Here is a 15926-nt window from a genome sequence, read left to right as displayed (position 1 = left end):
GCAGTACTCGGTTGCGCGCAGCAGGCTACGCCCGAAAGGGTGAGCGGACGTTAGGTGTCAGTAACCGACTACCCGAGATTCGGCGATTCCGCGTCGCCCGGAAGCGGCACCCGCCAGACGGACGCGGCCGTTCTCGCGGTAGGCGACCGCGTTGCGTCCTGACTGCTTGGCCGTGTAGAGCAGGCTGTCGGCGCGGAGCAGTTGCTGCTCGGGCGCGACCGCCGGACGGGTCGGCGACTCCGCGGCGGCCGGCTCGTAGGCCAGACCGATGCTGACGGTCACTCGCAAACCGGGCGCGAGGGAAGCCCAAGCGTGACGCTCGACACGCAGCCGCGCCGACTCGGCGATCTCCACCGCCGGCGACGCTTCGAGACCGGGCAGCACGAGGACGAACTCCTCGCCGCCGTAGCGGGCGCAGAAGCCGCCCTCCGGCAGCTCTTCCTGGAGCAGCTCGACCACGCGCTGCAACACACGGTCACCCAACAGGTGACCAAATGTGTCATTCACCTGTTTGAACCAGTCGAGGTCGATCAACGCGATGGCGAGCCCGGCCACCGACGTGCCCCGCTGGGCGACCAGGTCGAGCAGCCGCTCGTCCAGGTATCGGCGGTTGTAGCTGTCCGTGAGGCTGTCCCGGAGGCTCTGCTCGCGCGCCTCGGCGTGCTCGCGGCGCAGCCGGTCGACCTCGCGGCGCAGCTGTTCGGGGACCTGCGGCTGGTCGTCCTGATCGGCGTAGACCAGGTCGAACGCGGATCGCAGGTGTTGGTAGGCCTGCCGCCACTGACCGCGGGAGGCGAGCAGCGCCGCGATCGACTCGTGCAGCTGGACCAGCCCGGTGCCCTCGCTGTCGGACACGGGCAGGGTCACCCCGGGCCGGCCGTCGCGGTCGGGCTCGGCGACTTCGGGTCGCAGTGCGGTCATCGCGCTCACCTCCCTACTTGCCAAGGTGTCGTCTCATACGAGGCGGCGCTTGAGCGGGCGGGACACGTCACCGGGGGATTTCCCTCTACTGGTTGACCGTGCACTGCTCCGAACCGGTGACGTTCGGTGATCAACACACCTCAGCGTGCGCCGAGCGTGTCCAAGCAGCTCAACCGTGCCTCAGTTGACGCAGGGGGCGAAGCCGTAGGCCTTGCCGTTGAGCAGGACGACGTGCTGCGACCCGATCTGGCTGCCGATCTCGGTGCCTTCCTGCACCACCGTCAGCGTGACCGCGACGACCAGCACGACCCCTCGCGGGTGCTCGTCCTCGCCGGGCGGCGCCCACTGTGGGTCCAGTCTGAGCGTGGACATCGTCGGCTGCACCTTGATGGTGCCGGCGGGCAGCTCGCAGTCCTCGTCGCGGAAGTCCGGGTGCTGGGTGTCCTTGAGCAGGTCGCGCTGCTCGGACGTGCCCTGCCCGCCGGCCTCGTTCAGGTCGGCGAAGTAGCCGGTCACCAGTTCCCGTTCGACGTCGGTGACCCTCAGCGGACGCGCGGTGCCGGTGATCGTCGACGTGCACCCGGCCAGGGTGAGGACACACGCCATCGCCGTCACGGCGCGTACGACCATGTCAGCCACCCGAGTGCATTTCGTCGGCGCCGACGGGCACCGTGGCGTCCTCGGGGTCGTCCAGCCAGCCCTCGGGCAGCACGACCTTGCCGGGTGAGCCCTGCCGGCCGCGCGGCTCGTCGGCGTTGTCCGGGAATTCGAGCGTCGGGTCGAGCCTGCCGACCAGGTCGTCCAGCTCGGTGAGGGTGGACACCATGGCGAGGTTGCGCCGCAGTTCCGCGCCCACCGGGAAGCCCTTCAGGTACCAGGCCATGTGTTTGCGCAGGTCACGGATGCCTTTGTCCTCACCGAGGAAGTCGGCGAGGAGCGCGCCGTGGCGGCGGAGGATGGCGGCGACCTGGCCCATCCGGGGGCCGGGCGGGATGGGCTCGCCCCGGAACGCCGCCTGCAACTCGCCGAACAGCCAGGGGCGGCCGAGGCAGCCGCGTCCGACGACGACGCCGTCGCAGCCGGTCTTGGCGACCATGTCGAGCGCGTCCTGCGCGCTGAAGATGTCGCCGTTGCCGAGCACCGGGATGCCGGTCACGGCCTCCTTGAGGCGGGCGATGGCCGACCAGTCGGCCTGACCGGAGTACCGCTGCGCCGCCGTGCGCGCGTGCAACGCGACCGCTTGCGCACCCTCGTCCTCGGCGATGCGCCCGGCGTCGAGGTAGGTCAGGTGGTCGTCGTCGATGCCGATGCGGAACTTGACCGTCACCGGCACCCCGGCGGGCTCCCCGGCACGCACCGCGGCCCGCACGATCTGCCGGAACAACTGCCGCTTGTACGGCAGTGCCGCCCCGCCGCCCTTGCGCGTCACCTTGGGGACCGGGCAGCCGAAGTTCATGTCGATGTGGTCGGCCCGGTCCTCGGCGACGATGATCCGGGCGGCTTCGGCCATGGACTTCGGGTCCACGCCGTAGAGCTGCATCGAGCGGGGTCGTTCGCCCTCGCCGAAGGTGATCATCTGCATGGTCTTGGCGTCGCGCTCGACGATGGCGCGGGCGGTGATCATCTCGCAGACGTAGAGCGAGGTGGGGCTGCCGAACTCGCGGCACAGCTGCCGGAACGCCACGTTCGTGATGCCCGCCATGGGCGCGAGCACGACGGCGGGATCGACCGGGAAGCGGCCGATCTTCAGTGGCTGGGTGGCGTGCAGCGCGGTGGACATCGCCGTCCATTGTCACCCAACCCGGTCAGTGCTCGTCGCCACACCGGTGAATCGACCGGACCCTCCACGCCTGCGCCGGCGCGGGAAGTGACGCCGTTACGGGAGGAGAGCATCGGTGTCGGCACGAGTCTTGCCCGGATCATCAATGAGCCACGTGTGGTGCTACCGTGGTAGCACTCAAAGGCCTATCATCGGACCATGGCGGTAGAAAAGTTGAGCGTGTCCTTGCCGGACATCGTGGCCGCGCGAGCGCGCCGGGCTGCCGAGCGGGCCGGAATGCCGTTGTCCGCGTGGCTGGCGGAGGCCGCCGAAGCCGCGGCGGACCTCGCCGAAGCCCATGCCGCAGCTCAGGAGTACGCGGCGAGGTTCGGCGAACCGGACGAGGCGGAGCTCGAACAGATCCGCGTCCGGCTCGCCGAGGCGGGCGTCGGTGCGATTGAGTCGCCTGAGGAGACGGCGGCCCGGACGGCGGCGCTGGCCCGTTTGCTTGGCTTGCCGAACGAGAGGCGAGTGGGTTGAGCGTTCGCGGCCTGATCCTTGATGCCGGTGCGTTGATCCACGTCGAGGCGAATCCCAGGGGGCGGGTTTATGGGGCATGTCGTGACGCGCTTGACGCCGGGGTGCCCGCCCTCCTGCCCACGGTGGTACTGGCGCAGGTCTGGCGCGCGAGCCCTAGGCAGGCGCCGGTCGCGATGCTGCGCCGAATGTGCAGGTCCGTTCCCTTCAGTGAAGATGTCGCGGAGGCGGTAGGCCGGTTGCTCGCCTTGGCCGGCACCGCGGATGTCGTGGATGCGGCGGTCGTCATCGGGGCGATCAGCCACGGCTGTGCCGTGTTGACCTCCGATCCCGGCGACCTGGGGAAGCTCGCGGACGCGGCCGGAGTCCGTGTGCCGCTCGTGGTCATCTGAACTGTTGTCGTCAGCGTGTCGATGTCGGACAGTCGAAGTCATGTCGATGTGATCGGCCAGGTCTTCGGCGAAGATGATCTTCACGGTTTCGGTCAAGGTCAAGTTCCGAGCGGGCAGGTGATGGAACACGCAGGGGGGACCGTGTTGGCGCAGCTTGTGATCGCGATCGTGCTTGTTTCGATCGTGCCGATCATCATCTGGATCATCAACAGGCAACGCGCAGCCAACGATGCTGTCCTGAGCAACCGGTGGCAAGAGATGCTCGCGGTGCGAGCAGCAGCACCAGGTGCCGACCTCGTCCAGGTTGCGCAGGTGTACCAGTGGGCGCGGCGTGGCACGAAGGCCGTGATCGTGTGGCTGGAAACCGGCTATCGACAAGACTCGTGGTTCGAGGGGAGCCGGCCGTTGCCGGGGAGCATCCTCCTGGTGCGTGGGTCGACTGGATGGGGGCCGCACAACCGGAACCCTCACGTCTTCTACGTACAGCCGGACCAGGTCCTCCGGATGATGCCGCCCGAGACGTCGTCCGCACTCGCTCGACACCAGCGGCGTCAGGCGAAGGTCAGCCCACGCTGAAGGCGAGATTGTCAGTGTGTTGACACCAGGCAGCCGAAGTTCATGTCGATGTGGTCGGCCCGGTCCTCGGCGACGATGGCGCGGGCGGTGACCATCTCAGACGTAGAGCGAGGTGGGGCTGCCGAACTCGCGGCACAGCTGCCGGAACGCCTGCGCCGGCGCGTGACGCCGAACGGGTTCGCGCCGCCGATCCGATGCCGAACCGGATCGACGGCGCGCGCCTGGCGGACGACCCGGAACGACCCGGCCGCCTACACCGCTGATGTCAATGGGGTCGTCTAGCTCGTCAGCGGTGTGTTGTTGCTGGTCAGAAGGGGACGTTGATACAGGCGAGGCGAGCGCCGGCGGTGCCTGCGTGGCCGGGTTCGGTGTGGGTGTGCTCTTCGTGCAGGACGACCGAACGGGCCCGCCGTTCGCCGAACTGCCAGTCGACGCGCGAGAACGCCACGCCGCGCCCCCTCGCGTCGGTGGTGAAGTCGAGCCAGATCTCGTTGCGGGGGTTGGCGAAGGCCGGGTCGGTCGCTCCGCCCTGCACGTGCTGGTAATGCGGTCCGGAGTCAGCCGGCGCCGCGCCGCACGGGTTGACGTGCGCGTGTGCGCCATATTCACGGTTGGGCAGCAAGCCGGTGGTGCCGAGGAGCACGACCGTGCCGTCGCCGACGGGCGCGGACACGACCGAAGCCCGTGCCCCGGCGGGCACGCGTGGGTCGTAGCTGGTCAGTCCCCCGGAGACGGGGGTGAACGAGGCCGCGAGAGCAAGTGCCACAGCGAGGTGCATGGTGATCTTCCTATCGGGCCGCGCGCCGACACTTCCAGGGACGTCACCCGTCCGGCGGAATCCCCTCCCGGTGAATTCGAACCGGGCGCGCGCTCGCCAATACCGATAATTGTGGGCCGCCAGGGACTCGAACCCTGAACCCGAAGGTTGTGGATTTGCGGCCTCGTCGTCTGTCGACGCCTTCCAGCACCTACCACTACCTGCAAGATTCCCAAACGCGAACCACCACTGTGGGGCGAATGACGCGGTCGTCTGTCGTCGTTAGTTGGGGGTAGCCGGGGGAGTCGATCAGTCGAGCGCCAAAACAGCCGACTGCGGTGACCGCGCTGGCGCTCGTCGGGAGTCGTGGACGAACAGGGCTCGGGTCGGGTGGGCCGTCAGCTAGTGCCTGAGGTTCGGTGCGTAGCGCCGCCAGGCCGACCGCCGCAGCGAAGCGGATTCCGGGAGGGCGGGATGGATGTTGGTGCAGTGCCAGACCGCACATGCCGCCAGCGGCAGCACCTTGATCCTTTAGAGGCCATTCCGCAATCAGAGTTGAGAAGCTTGCGCGATACTGTCTCACGTAAGTGACGTAGATGACGCGCGATTGGAGTGTTTGATGTCGAGGAACTACAGGGACCTGTCGCCATTCGATTTCGAATGCCTGGTGCGCGACCTGTTTCAGAGTAAGTGGTCAGATCAAACAGTTGAAGTTTTTCCTCCAGGTCCCGATGGCGGTATCGACGTGCGTGTTCTGAGGTCTGCGGTTCGACCTGTGTACATTCAGTGCAAGCATTATGAGGTTAGCGGTTTCTCTAAGTTGCAGTCGGCGATAAAGAAAGAAGCGGCCAGCATATCCGAGGCTGTCAGTAAAGGCGAGTACTGGCTTGTCACGTCGTGCTATCTTACGCTTCATAACAAAGATGAACTATCCGGTTGCTTCGAGGCCGGGTTCCTGCCGATCGAAAGAATCGTCTCCGGATTAGATGTTGACAACCTTCTCAACCAATACCCGCAGGTGGAGATCAATAATTACAAGCTATACATGACGAGCGCTTCGGTGATGCAAAGACTTCTGTATGCCGAGACCCTATTCCGGCAGCGAGGGCTGTTCGTGGATTCACGCGAACGCGTTCGGACGTTTGTGCCTACCCCTGCATTGAGTAAAGCCAAGGAGATCCTCAAGTCTAGGCGGTCTTGCATCATAACGGGAGAGCCTGGAACTGGAAAGTCCACTCTCGCTGAAGTTTTGATCTTGGAACTTGCCGAAAAGGGGTACGAATGCATTCCGGTTTCCAAGGATATCGAGGAAGCTGAACGGGCATTCAACCCGGGAGGCAAACAGGTTTTTTACTATGACGACTTCCTTGGCCAGACCTCTGCAGATGGTGACAAACTTGCAAAGAATGAAGATTCTCGTCTCGTTTCTTTTATGGCCCGACTTCAGCGAGAGGAAGACCACTACCTCATCTTGACAACCCGAGAATATCTATATCGACAAGCCGTGCACGTGCATGAGAAAATCGATTCACCTTTGGTGAGAGACAAGAAATTTGTACTCAACCTGTCCAGTTACAACGAGCTTCATCGAGCGCACATTCTCTATAACCATCTCTACTATTCCAACCTTCCGGCCTATCTAGTTGGAACCATGCTGCAAGATGGACGATACCGTCAGGTTGTGCGCCACAAGAATTACAATCCTCGCTTAATTGAACTGGCAATCCAGCTCGCTGGCCTTGAGCTTAGTCAGCTAAAGGGCTCATTAGCGGAATTCTTTGTGAAGGTGCTCGACAACCCTGTTGAACTTTGGAAACACGCATTCAGCAGGCATATCTCTGCGGTGGCTCAAGATTGCCTGCTTGTACTAGCGAGCTTGCCGCGAGACTGCGGTATCGAAGACTTTAAGGCTGCACTTGCTTCTTTCCAGGCTGACTATAGGAGGGCTGCGTCAGAACCTCACGTTGTCCGTAGGGCTATCGCCGACCTGGACGGAGTATTTCTCACTCTCTACACAGGGATCTTTCTCTTTCAGGAAGAATCGGCGATATCGATCTACAATCCGTCTTTTCGCGACTACTTGCATCTGTTCATCGATGAGAATCCGGAGATCGGGCATTCCCTTCTAAGGTCGGCTGTCCGGTTTGAGCAGGCCGTCGCAGTTTCTCGGTGGATCTATGACGGTCGCTTCAGGTCGTGGCCGAGAAATGGTAAAGTTGTAATGCCTGACCTGCGGGCGATTTTGGTGCGCGAACGCTACCTGCTGACAAGTACGATGCTACGCCTTTTGCCGGTGCCGGATTGCGCTGTGTCGGGATCTGGGATGGTCCACTCACCGTGGCCGGTGGATCAAGGTGAGAGAGTTGAGGAAGTAGTTCGCGCCGGTTTGGATATCGGACTCTCGGCTGAAGAGATGGACCCAATTGTAATTGAGCTTGCACTTTTTCTAGACGCAGGTGCGTCTAATGCGCATCTACGTCGCCTTGATAAAGCGAGCGCCTTGGACGCCGTTAGACTAATTCAACCCTCATCGGGGCCGCCTCTCTGCGGAAGCTTCGCGTTCGACACGTTGGCGGATGCTGTCGAAGGTTGGTTTCAAGCCTCGCTCGATACACCTAGTGATCATGTTTTCCTGGTCAATCTCGCAATCGAGCTGCACGGTTACTCCACCGAGTGGTACTTGGACGAATTTCGAAACTTTGTCGATGAATACTGGCGAAGCTTCTATGAGAATGAACCTAGTGAGCTGCCAACTGCGTATGAGGAGATACAAGAGGCAGCAAACGAGTTGGGTTACACTGTCGATGGCTCTCTTGACGACATTTTTGAAGAGATCCAAGAAGTTCTTGACTCGGAATACGAACTTGAATCTGAGGTGGATGATCGCGTAAGTCGCGAGATTAAATCAGGTCAGCTAACTTTCGATATTGTAAGTTATCCGGAACGCCGTGGTGACGCTATCTCGGATCTCTTTGGAACCCTTGGGGGCGAGGGTAAATGAGCGTCGAACTAGTCGCATCTTTTCATAGTCTGTCTAGGTGATTTCTTGCAGCCAAGAACAATTGCGGGTGCAGTCACACTCGGAGAGTCTTTAAGCGGACGGAATGTTTGGTTAACCTTCTCGATGAAGAAGGCCTTGACACCTTGAAGTCTTCCGCGATTCTTCGCGATATTGAATTATGTGCACCCGAGTTGTTGATACCAGATTTCGTGCACTTGACAGTGCACGGTATTTGCAGCTTCTCATCCACTATAATTGTTCGCCGACGTTAATCGTGGACAAGCTAGCGCGTAGGTCTTCTCTACCTGTTGACATGTCAATGAGTTCCGAGAAGAGACGATGGCAAGCTTGTGGGCTGGTCGATGCCGTCGAGGCGTCGAGCTGTCCGCAAGCGTGGCAGCCGAGCGCCAAGACCAGCCCGACCAGGGTGACCACGTGGCGCTCGTCCCAAGCCCAGAAGCCACAAGCCCTGCTTCCATACGAACAAGTCTGTTCACGCGGTTGCTTGCGAGGGCTGCTGCCCGCAACAGCCCGAACAGACACGAACGGCCAGCAGCCCCCGCAGGGGGCCGCCTTGATGAAGAAAAGAAACTCTGAACACCGACGTCGCGGCACCTGAGCATGGGCGGGACTGATGTCGTTGTCGCGCGGCGAGTGCTGATGCCGTAGGAGTAGGTCATGGTGTCTGCGGTGGTGTTCGACGTGGGTGAGACGTTGCTGGACGACTCACGAGAGTGGGGGGCGTGGGCCGACTGGATCGGGGTGTCCCGGCACACCTTCTCGACGGTGTTGGGCGCGGTGACTGCGGCGGGGCGGGACAACGCTGAGACGTTCCAGTATTTCCGGCCTGGGTTCGATGTTGTTCACCAGCGGGAGTTGCGGGAGCGGGCTGGGGTGGGCGAGCAGATCGAGAGCGGGGATCTGTACCCGGATGTGCGGACCGGGTTGGCGGGGTTGCGGCAGGTCGGGCTGTGGGTCGGGGTGGCGGGGAACCAAACTGCTCGGGCGGCTGAGCTGCTGCGGGCATTGGGCCTGCCGGTGGACGGGATCGCTACGTCTGGTGAGTGGGGTGTGGCCAAGCCTGCGGCTGAGTTCTTCGAGCGGGTCGTGGGCATGACGCCTGCGGCGGCTGCGGGTGATGTGCTGTACGTCGGTGATCACCGTGACAACGACGTCGTTGCGGCTAAGGCGGCTGGGCTGCGTACTGCGTTGATCCGGCGGGGGCCGTGGGGGCATCTGTGGGCCGATGATCCGTTGGTGCGTCGTGATGCTGATTGGGTGATCGACTCGCTGCACGAGCTGCCGGAGCTATTGGTGAAGGCGTGAGCGGATAGGCCGGTGTGTCGGCTCAGCGAGCGCCAGCCCACGCGGCCAGGTCGAGTAGGCCGGAGCTGAGTGACGGGTGGGTGCGCAGTAGGACCGATAGGGCTTGGCGGACCTGTGGATGGTTGCGCGTGTGTTCGGGTGCTGCTTGGCGGGCGGCTTGCAAGCAGAGGTAGGCGTCTTCGTGGTGGCCCAGGTCTAGTTGGGCTCTCGCCAGGTCGATGAAGTAGTGCGAGCGGCGTTCGGCGGGTAGCGCTTGTGGTGGCTGCCAGGTGGACGCTCGTTGGATGCCTGCGGGGTCGCGGAGTTCGGCGGCTACGGCCAGCTCGTGGATGCGCAGTGAAGCGGGGCCGAATGCGGTTCCGTGGTAGACGCCTTCCGGGGCGGCGTGGACGGCGTAGCGGGCGGTGAGTAGGTGGTCGGCTGCGATGTCGGCTTTGCCTGCTCGGGCTGCTACGACTGCGGCGCGCATGTGGAGTGCGCCGAAGGCTGCTGCGGTCGGGGCCTGTTTCAGGTCACGGGTGGGGATCTGGTCCGCGGCTTGGTCGAGGGCTCGGGCGGCTGTGTGTAGGTCGCCGCTGGCGAAGAACGTTTCGGTGCGCACGTAGGACATCGCTGAGGGCAGCAACGGGTCTTCGGACTCCTGGGCGGTCACGCGCATGAGGTCGATGATGCGCGCGGACAGGTCGAAGTAGCGGTACTTGTAGGCCACCCCGTCAGCCGCGCGTAGGGCCAGGGTCAGCAGAGAGGCGACGTGACGCCGGTCGGCTGCGGTGAGGAGTTGGCGGGCGCGGGACAGTTCGCCGATCAGGCTGGGTAGGTGGCGTACGAGTTCGCCGTAGCGCGCTTCAAGTCGGTGCTCGTTCATCCGGGTGACGTCGGCGCGCAGCTCGGTCAGGGCTCGCGTGGGGCCGTCGTCGGGTAGGTCAAGGATGTCGAGCGAGCGGCGTAGGCGTGGGATGCCGACGTGGACGATGTCCAGTTCTTGGGGGACTTGAGGTGTGCTGCCTTGGTCGCCTGGCGCCCATGATGGCTGGGCTGTGTAGGCGGGTGCTGGGTCTACCGTGCGGCTGGCGTACAGCGCCTGGACGTCGTGGACTTCGCGCACTCCGCCGTTGAACCACCGGAGGTGGTGCGGCACGTGGAGGGCGTTGCACCAGCGTTCGAGACGTTCGAGGTCGGTGACCGGGCGGCGGGTGCGCTCGACCTCGCTGACGCGGCCTTGGGTGAGGTCGAGCCAGGTCGACAGGGTGGCTTGAGGCACCGTGGGGCTCTGGGCCTGGCGGTAGGCGCGGAAGACCTGGCCGATGCTGCGGGACTCGAAAGCCTCGCGCAGGGTGGGCTGCGTCCAGAACTCCGGCGGCAGCTTGGGGGCGTGGAGCGTAGAGGCTGCGACGCACTTTCCGCACTGGGTGCCCCGGTTGTCATGGGCAAGCAGGGTGTCGCATGTGCGGCAGCGGCGTTTGGACGTGGTCACTACTTCGATCACCCCCTGCGCAAGCTCTGAAGATGTCGGAGTGTAGCCCGGTGATTACGCGGCTGACCTGCGGTTAACGGTGACGCCACTATTCCGAGTGGGCATTCGTATGGGATCGCCCTTCCGTTCGCGTGAATCTGGTTGAGCAAGTCCCAGGTGTACGCGGAGGTGAGGCCGATGGGGCTGTACGTACTTCTCCAGCCGGAGGAAGACGCGGATGCGGGCGTGGTCGAGCGGGCGCAGGGACATCCGTCCTTGGTGATCTCGTCCGGCGACGCGCGGATGACGGTGCAGATCGCCGGACGCGAGGGTGGCGCTGAGATGGCCATCCGGTTCGCACGCCAACTGGAGGAAGCTGCAGGAGTGTTCGCCGAACGGTGCGAGGCGTTGACGAAGCTCGCGCCGTTGGACTTCGACGCTCTCGCGGCCACCCTGGGCACCACGCCTGACGAAGTCGCGGCGGCGGTGGAACGGGAGAACGACAAGCCGCCCGCCGTGGTCGACTCGGTGGCGTTCGCCGAGACCGGGACGTCTGCGGAGGACCCCCGGTGACCGCAGTGGGTGAGGAGATCGCGGCGGCCGGGGAAGTCGGACGGCAGATGACGCGGCGCAGGCCCGCACGACGGGCGCTCTACCACGTGGTGTTGGGCGCGCACCTGCGGAAGTTGCGGGAGCAGCGAGGCATTCCCGTTGCCAGGATCGCGAGCCGGTTCGACGTGTCGGAGGCGTTGCTGTCCAAGATCGAGAACGGTCGGCGTGGGGCGAGTCCGGCAAGCCTCGCCATGTACTGCGATGTCCTGGGCGTGCCGGTGCTGGACCTGTTGGCGGACGTGGCGCGGATGCATCGGGAGATGGTCGACCCGTTCGACCCGCTGCTGCGCGCCACGTTGACACCGGACATGCGGGCGCTGGACGGCCTGGCGCTCTACGCGGGCATTCCTCGGCGGCACATGCCGGAGGCACTTCACCAGCGGTCCGCGAGGGCCGAGTAGCAACCAGGGGCACGGTGGCCGGCGACGACAAGTGGCCTGATGACGACTGGCGGGACATACATGCCGTGGCCAAGTTCGCTGCTTGCCCGCCGCAGCGGACGTGCTCACGGCCGTGACCAGCACCGATGGAAATTAATTCGGCGGGTAAGTGGGGGATTTGGCTCTGACCTGATTCCCCACTACCGCGTTGACCAGCACGTTTGGTGGGCCGCCAGGGACTCGAACCCTGAACCCGAAGATTAAAAGTCTCCTGCTCTGCCAATTGAGCTAGCAGCCCTCGGGCGACAGCTTACCGAGACCCGGTCCACCGGTGAGCGGGGTGGTGGGGTGTTCGGTGTGGGTGCCGTCACGTGACGTGCGCACGAACGGGCTTGCGGTGCAGGTCAGGGGTCATCGGCGCTACCGTGGGACGGGTGCGGGTGGTTACCTGGAACGTGAACTCGGTCAAGCAGCGCCTGCCGCGGTTCCTGCCGTGGCTCGACCAGCGGCAACCTGACGTCGTCTGCCTCCAGGAGACCAAACTCGCCGACGACGCCTTCACCGCGCTCCTCGGCGACGAGCTGGCCTCCCGCGGCTACCAGGCGGCGGCGCACGGCGAGGGTCGCTGGAACGGGGTGGCGATCCTCTCCCGCGTCGGCCTGGACGACGTCGTCAACGGCCTGCCGAACGGCCCGGGTTTCCCACACCCGGAGGCACGGGCGGTCGCCGCCACGTGCGGTGGGGTGCGGGTGCACTCGGTGTACGTCCCCAACGGCCGGGTGCCCGACTCCGACCACTACCACTACAAGCTGGCCTGGCTGTCCGCCTTGCGGGACGTCGTCGCCGCGGGCCCGGAGGCGGTCGTCGTCTGCGGTGACGTCAACATCGCGCCCGCCGACGCCGACGTGTTCGACCCGGCGGCCTACGTCGGCCACACGCACGTGACCGCCCCCGAACGCGAAGCGCTCGCCGCACTCCAGGCCGCCGGCCTGCACGACGTGGTCCGCGACCGCTGGCCCACCGAACGCGTCTTCACCTACTGGGACTACCGCGCCGGCATGTTCCACCAGGACCTCGGCATGCGCATCGACCTGGTCCTCGCGTCCGACCCGGTCGCCGCACGGGTCAAGGCCGCCTGGGTGGACCGGCACGCGCGCAAGGGCACAGGGCCGAGCGACCACGCCCCGGTGGTCGTCGACCTGGACGAGGCCCCGGACGGCGACATCGGCCCGGTCGTGCCGCCGCCGTCCGCTCCCCGCACCCGCAAGTCCGTGAAGCTGCCCCAGTCCTAGCCCGCGAGCTCGTCGGGTTCGAGGTCGGCACTCCACGGCTCGGTGCGCGCCCGGCGGCGCAGTGCCAGGGTCAGTGCCAAACGCAGGCAAGCATCCCGGGCACGGGTCAGCCGACGCACCCGTGCCAGCCGGTTGAGCTGAAGCGACCGCGCCGCCAGCCGCTGCGTCACGGGCCGACGCACCCGGTCGTACTCGCGCAAACCCGCCTCGACGTCACCCGTCAGGCACTCGGCCAGCACCGTGCCGTCGATGATCGCCTGGCACGCCCCCTGCCCGAGGTCCGGTGTCATGGCATGCGCGGCGTCGCCGATCAGGGCCACCGTCCCGGACACATAGCGGCGCAGCGGCGCCAGGTGCAGCAGCTCGTGCCGCAGCACGTCGGAAGCCGACGCGAGGATCCGCGGGATCGGGTCGTGCCAGTCGGCGAAGTGCGAGAGGTCGTCGCCCATCGCGTACCAGTTGGTGCGCCCGTCGGCCTGCGGGGTGAGGCCGAACTTGACGCCCTTGCCCCACGTCTCGCCGCCCGTCGCGACCGGGAAGTCGACCGTGCCGCGCCAGCCGGTCGCGCCGGAGGTGCGGATCTCCGCATCGAACAGCTCACCGCGCACCGCGCTGTGGATGCCGTCCGCCCCCACGACCAAGTCGTACTCGTCGCACTCGGCCAACCCCGCCGGCGTCCCGAACCGAACCACCCCCGCCGGCAACGCGTCCGCCAGCACCCCGAGCAACGCGGGCCGGGTGAGCAGGTGGACCGAGTTCGCGCCGAGGGCCGCGATCAGCGTGCCGTCCGGTTTGCGCAGGGCGCCGTCGGGCTGCCGTCGACCGACCCGACGTGCGGCGCCGCCCACTCCGAGCCGGTCCAGCGCCTCCATCGCGTCGGGCCAGATCCCCAGCCCGGTGCCGACTTCGGGCAGCGCCGCCGAACGCTCGAAGACGGTCACCTCCCACCCGTGCCGGCGCAACCCGACCGCGGCGGCCAGGCCGCCGACCCCTCCACCGATAACCGCTGCACGTCGAAGTCCCATGCGTCCCAACGTACTACAGATGTAGTAAATCTACTACGGGTGTAGTGTGGCGATCGATGACCAAGCAGCAGCAAGTGCTCGACGCCGCGATCCGCGTGTTGGGCTCCGGTGGGATGCGCCAGCTGACCCACCGCGCCGTCGACACCGCGGCGGGCCTCCCCCAGGGCTCGACGTCAAACCACTTCCGCACCCGCGACGCGTTGATCACCGGCGTCCTCGACCGCCTCCTCGAACGGGAGACCGAGCTCTGGGGCAGCCTCGCCGGCGACGTCACCACCCCCGACGCCTTCGCCCGGACCGTCGGCGCCCTGGTCGAACGCCTGGCCGCCGACCCCGCGGTCACCCTCGCCCGTCACGCGCTGTTCGTCGAAGTGGCCCAACGGCCGGAGCTGCGCCCCGAAGTGGACCGGGCGCACCGCGAGATCGCCGGCTGGGCCGTGCCCCTGATCGCCGGCCTCGGCTCGACCGACCCGCGGGCCGACCTGGCCGTGGTGCTCGCCCTGGTCGACGGCCTGCTGGCGAACCACCTGGCCAACCCGCGCGAGGACTTCGACCCCACCGCGGTCGTCCGCAGGGTGCTGCGGGGGATCTTCGCCGGCTGACCCGTCCGCTCCGACATCATGTGCCGCGACCCGCCCCGGCACCGAGGAGCAGACGTGACCGACCACGTGACGCAGGCGTACCTGGACGACGAGAGCGTGCACGGGGTGATGGGCCGGCTCGACCTGCCACCGCACCTCGAAGCCGCCTACGGCCACCGGTTAGTCGGCCGGCCGTTCTTCCTGGACGAGCACACCGCGCACAGCGTCGCGGCCGACATGATGGACTTCTTCGAACTCCTCTTCACCCTGCCGAAGAAGATGTTCGACGGCAGCTTCACCCGCTTCGCCGACGCCCTCGGCATCCCGCCGGCCGAAGCCGCGCTGATGGGCTCCGACCGCCCGCCGATGCACGGCCGCGCGGACATCTACCGCGTCGGTGACGACTTCCGGCTGCTGGAGATCAACGCGGGCTCCTCGCTCGGCGGCCCCGACCTCGGCGAGCTGGCCCGCGCGATCCACGAGAACCCGGGCTTCCAGCCGTTCGTCCAAGAGCACGACCTGCGCTTCTTCAACCCGGTCGAGAAGCTGCTCGACGCCGTCGGCCGCGACCGCACCATCGCGTTCCTCGAAGAGGGCGGCATGCTGGCGCGGTTCGCCAAGGGCTTCGCCGGCATCAAGGAAGCCTGTGCACGCCTGGGCGTCGACGTGCTGCTCGGCGAGCTGGACGAGCTGACCGAACGCAACGGCCACCTGTACCTCCACGGCACGAAACTCGACGTGGTGGTCCGGTACTTCTCCGCGAAGCAGGCCGTCGGCAAGGCGGACGTCCTGGCGAAGGGCCACAAGACTGAGCTGTACACGCCGTTCTCCAGTTACCTGTACGGCGACAAGTCCACCCTCGCGCTGCTGTCGGAGCACCGCGAGAAGCTGACCGACGACGAGAAGGCGTTGGTGGACCGGCTCCTGCCGTGGACCCGCTACCTCCGGGACGTGCCGCGCGACGAGGTCCGCGGCAACCGGGAGAACTTGATCGTCAAGGCCTCCGGCGAGTTCGCGGGCACCGGCATCCACCCCGGCTGGCTGATGACCGACAAGGAGTGGGCACAACTCCTCGACGACGTCGAGAAGCAGCCGTACGTCGTGCAGGAGCGCGTGCGCCCCACGCCGGATGTCGTCCCCGGTGACGACCGCCCGTGGCTGACCGTGTGGGGCTGGTTCGTGACGGACAGCGGGTTCGCGGGCATGAGCATCCGCTCGATGCCGTTCGAGGACGGCGCGGTGGTCAGCTACGCGGGCAACGGGTTGACGAGGGTGTCCGGCCTGCTCGTGTACTGAACGGGTTGTTTCAACCGC

Annotated in this window: 16 protein-coding genes and 1 tRNA gene; 10 read left to right on the top strand and 7 right to left on the bottom strand. The window is 65.7% G+C overall.

Annotation, left to right across the window (positions count from 1 at the left end; genetic code table 11):
• Positions 1-57: 57 nt before the first annotated feature.
• The 3 genes from F4560_RS30645 to dusB form a co-directional block, all read right to left on the bottom strand.
• Positions 58-921 (bottom strand): GGDEF domain-containing protein, encoded by an 864-nt coding sequence (locus F4560_RS30645; RefSeq protein WP_184926001.1) that lies wholly within the window; start codon positions 919-921, stop codon positions 58-60.
• A gap of 180 nt (positions 922-1101) precedes the next feature.
• Positions 1102-1551 carry a hypothetical protein gene (locus F4560_RS30640; protein WP_184925998.1) on the bottom strand — a complete coding sequence of 150 codons (450 nt, stop codon included), beginning with the start codon at positions 1549-1551 and terminating at the stop codon, positions 1102-1104.
• Position 1552: 1 nt separating this feature from the next.
• Positions 1553-2701 (bottom strand): tRNA dihydrouridine synthase DusB, encoded by a 1149-nt coding sequence (gene dusB, locus F4560_RS30635; RefSeq protein WP_184925995.1) that lies wholly within the window; start codon positions 2699-2701, stop codon positions 1553-1555.
• A 198-nt stretch (positions 2702-2899) separates the two neighbouring features.
• On the opposite strand from dusB, the gene F4560_RS30630 reads away from it, so the two are divergent.
• The 3 genes from F4560_RS30630 to F4560_RS30620 are packed head-to-tail and all read left to right on the top strand — an operon-like array spanning position 2900 to position 4185.
• The gene (locus F4560_RS30630) at positions 2900-3220 is read left to right on the top strand and encodes a hypothetical protein (RefSeq protein WP_184925991.1); all 321 of its coding nucleotides are present in this window, start codon (positions 2900-2902) and stop codon (positions 3218-3220) included.
• Positions 3217-3609, top strand: coding sequence for a PIN domain-containing protein (locus tag F4560_RS30625; RefSeq protein ID WP_184925988.1), 393 nt, complete (start codon positions 3217-3219; stop codon positions 3607-3609). Before F4560_RS30630 ends, F4560_RS30625 begins: the two co-directional genes overlap by 4 nt.
• 15 nt (positions 3610-3624) lie before the next feature.
• The gene (locus F4560_RS30620) at positions 3625-4185 is read left to right on the top strand and encodes a hypothetical protein (protein WP_184925985.1); all 561 of its coding nucleotides are present in this window, start codon (positions 3625-3627) and stop codon (positions 4183-4185) included.
• A 307-nt stretch (positions 4186-4492) separates the two neighbouring features.
• Here F4560_RS30620 and F4560_RS30615 read toward each other — a convergent pair whose 3' ends face one another.
• The gene (locus F4560_RS30615; RefSeq protein ID WP_184925982.1) at positions 4493-4963 is read right to left on the bottom strand and encodes a superoxide dismutase; all 471 of its coding nucleotides are present in this window, start codon (positions 4961-4963) and stop codon (positions 4493-4495) included.
• A gap of 598 nt (positions 4964-5561) precedes the next feature.
• On the opposite strand from F4560_RS30615, the gene F4560_RS30610 reads away from it, so the two are divergent.
• Both F4560_RS30610 and F4560_RS30605 read left to right on the top strand, forming a co-directional pair.
• Positions 5562-7943 (top strand): nSTAND3 domain-containing NTPase, encoded by a 2382-nt coding sequence (locus tag F4560_RS30610; protein WP_184925979.1) that lies wholly within the window; start codon positions 5562-5564, stop codon positions 7941-7943.
• A gap of 678 nt (positions 7944-8621) precedes the next feature.
• Complete coding sequence (locus tag F4560_RS30605; RefSeq protein WP_184925976.1) at positions 8622-9269, top strand: HAD family hydrolase; 648 nt, start codon at positions 8622-8624, stop codon at positions 9267-9269.
• 22 nt (positions 9270-9291) lie between these two features.
• On the opposite strand, the gene F4560_RS30600 is transcribed toward F4560_RS30605, so the two are convergent.
• The gene (locus F4560_RS30600) at positions 9292-10743 is read right to left on the bottom strand and encodes a hypothetical protein (RefSeq protein WP_184925973.1); all 1452 of its coding nucleotides are present in this window, start codon (positions 10741-10743) and stop codon (positions 9292-9294) included.
• Positions 10744-10920: 177 nt separating this feature from the next.
• On the opposite strand from F4560_RS30600, the gene F4560_RS30595 reads away from it, so the two are divergent.
• The gene (locus F4560_RS30595) at positions 10921-11295 is read left to right on the top strand and encodes a hypothetical protein (RefSeq protein WP_184925970.1); all 375 of its coding nucleotides are present in this window, start codon (positions 10921-10923) and stop codon (positions 11293-11295) included.
• Complete coding sequence (locus F4560_RS30590; RefSeq protein ID WP_184925967.1) at positions 11292-11735, top strand: helix-turn-helix domain-containing protein; 444 nt, start codon at positions 11292-11294, stop codon at positions 11733-11735. The genes F4560_RS30595 and F4560_RS30590 overlap by 4 nt, the downstream gene beginning before the upstream one ends.
• 201 nt (positions 11736-11936) lie before the next feature.
• On the opposite strand, the gene F4560_RS30585 is transcribed toward F4560_RS30590, so the two are convergent.
• Positions 11937-12012 (bottom strand) — tRNA-Lys (locus tag F4560_RS30585).
• 136 nt (positions 12013-12148) lie between these two features.
• Here F4560_RS30585 and F4560_RS30580 point away from each other — a divergent pair.
• Positions 12149-13006, top strand: coding sequence for an exodeoxyribonuclease III (locus F4560_RS30580; RefSeq protein WP_184925965.1), 858 nt, complete (start codon positions 12149-12151; stop codon positions 13004-13006).
• Here the strand turns inward: F4560_RS30580 and F4560_RS30575 are convergent.
• A complete protein-coding gene (locus tag F4560_RS30575) occupies positions 13003-14031 on the bottom strand; it encodes an FAD-dependent monooxygenase (RefSeq protein WP_184925962.1) in 1029 nt (342 codons plus the stop codon). The genes F4560_RS30580 and F4560_RS30575 overlap by 4 nt on opposite strands.
• A gap of 56 nt (positions 14032-14087) precedes the next feature.
• Here F4560_RS30575 and F4560_RS30570 point away from each other — a divergent pair, with 56 nt between their 5' ends.
• Both F4560_RS30570 and F4560_RS30565 read left to right on the top strand, forming a co-directional pair.
• Positions 14088-14633: a TetR/AcrR family transcriptional regulator gene (locus tag F4560_RS30570; RefSeq protein WP_184925959.1), complete on the top strand. Its 546-nt coding sequence runs from the start codon at positions 14088-14090 to the stop codon at positions 14631-14633.
• Positions 14634-14687: 54 nt separating this feature from the next.
• Positions 14688-15908, top strand: a complete 1221-nt coding sequence (locus F4560_RS30565; protein ID WP_184925956.1) for a hypothetical protein — start codon at positions 14688-14690, stop codon at positions 15906-15908.
• The last annotated feature ends 18 nt before the right edge of the window (positions 15909-15926 follow it).

The organism is Saccharothrix ecbatanensis (assembly GCF_014205015.1).
Classification (GTDB): Bacteria; Actinomycetota; Actinomycetes; order Mycobacteriales; family Pseudonocardiaceae; genus Actinosynnema; species Actinosynnema ecbatanense.
Note: the sequence above shows the minus strand (reverse complement) of the source record. Positions and strands in the feature narration are given on the sequence as shown.

What these genes read in the sequence shown, in the direction of transcription:
- F4560_RS30645 (WP_184926001.1), bottom strand. Translation starts at nt 921, where the DNA reads ATGACCGCACTGCGACCCGAAGTCGCCGAGCCCGACCGCGACGGCCGG.
- F4560_RS30640 (WP_184925998.1), bottom strand. Translation starts at nt 1,551, where the DNA reads ATGGTCGTACGCGCCGTGACGGCGATGGCGTGTGTCCTCACCCTGGCC.
- dusB (WP_184925995.1), bottom strand. Translation starts at nt 2,701, where the DNA reads ATGTCCACCGCGCTGCACGCCACCCAGCCACTGAAGATCGGCCGCTTC.
- F4560_RS30630 (WP_184925991.1), top strand. Translation starts at nt 2,900, where the DNA reads ATGGCGGTAGAAAAGTTGAGCGTGTCCTTGCCGGACATCGTGGCCGCG.
- F4560_RS30615 (WP_184925982.1), bottom strand. Translation starts at nt 4,963, where the DNA reads ATGCACCTCGCTGTGGCACTTGCTCTCGCGGCCTCGTTCACCCCCGTC.
- F4560_RS30610 (WP_184925979.1), top strand. Translation starts at nt 5,562, where the DNA reads ATGTCGAGGAACTACAGGGACCTGTCGCCATTCGATTTCGAATGCCTG.
- F4560_RS30605 (WP_184925976.1), top strand. Translation starts at nt 8,622, where the DNA reads ATGGTGTCTGCGGTGGTGTTCGACGTGGGTGAGACGTTGCTGGACGAC.
- F4560_RS30595 (WP_184925970.1), top strand. Translation starts at nt 10,921, where the DNA reads ATGGGGCTGTACGTACTTCTCCAGCCGGAGGAAGACGCGGATGCGGGC.
- F4560_RS30575 (WP_184925962.1), bottom strand. Translation starts at nt 14,031, where the DNA reads ATGGGACTTCGACGTGCAGCGGTTATCGGTGGAGGGGTCGGCGGCCTG.
- F4560_RS30570 (WP_184925959.1), top strand. Translation starts at nt 14,088, where the DNA reads ATGACCAAGCAGCAGCAAGTGCTCGACGCCGCGATCCGCGTGTTGGGC.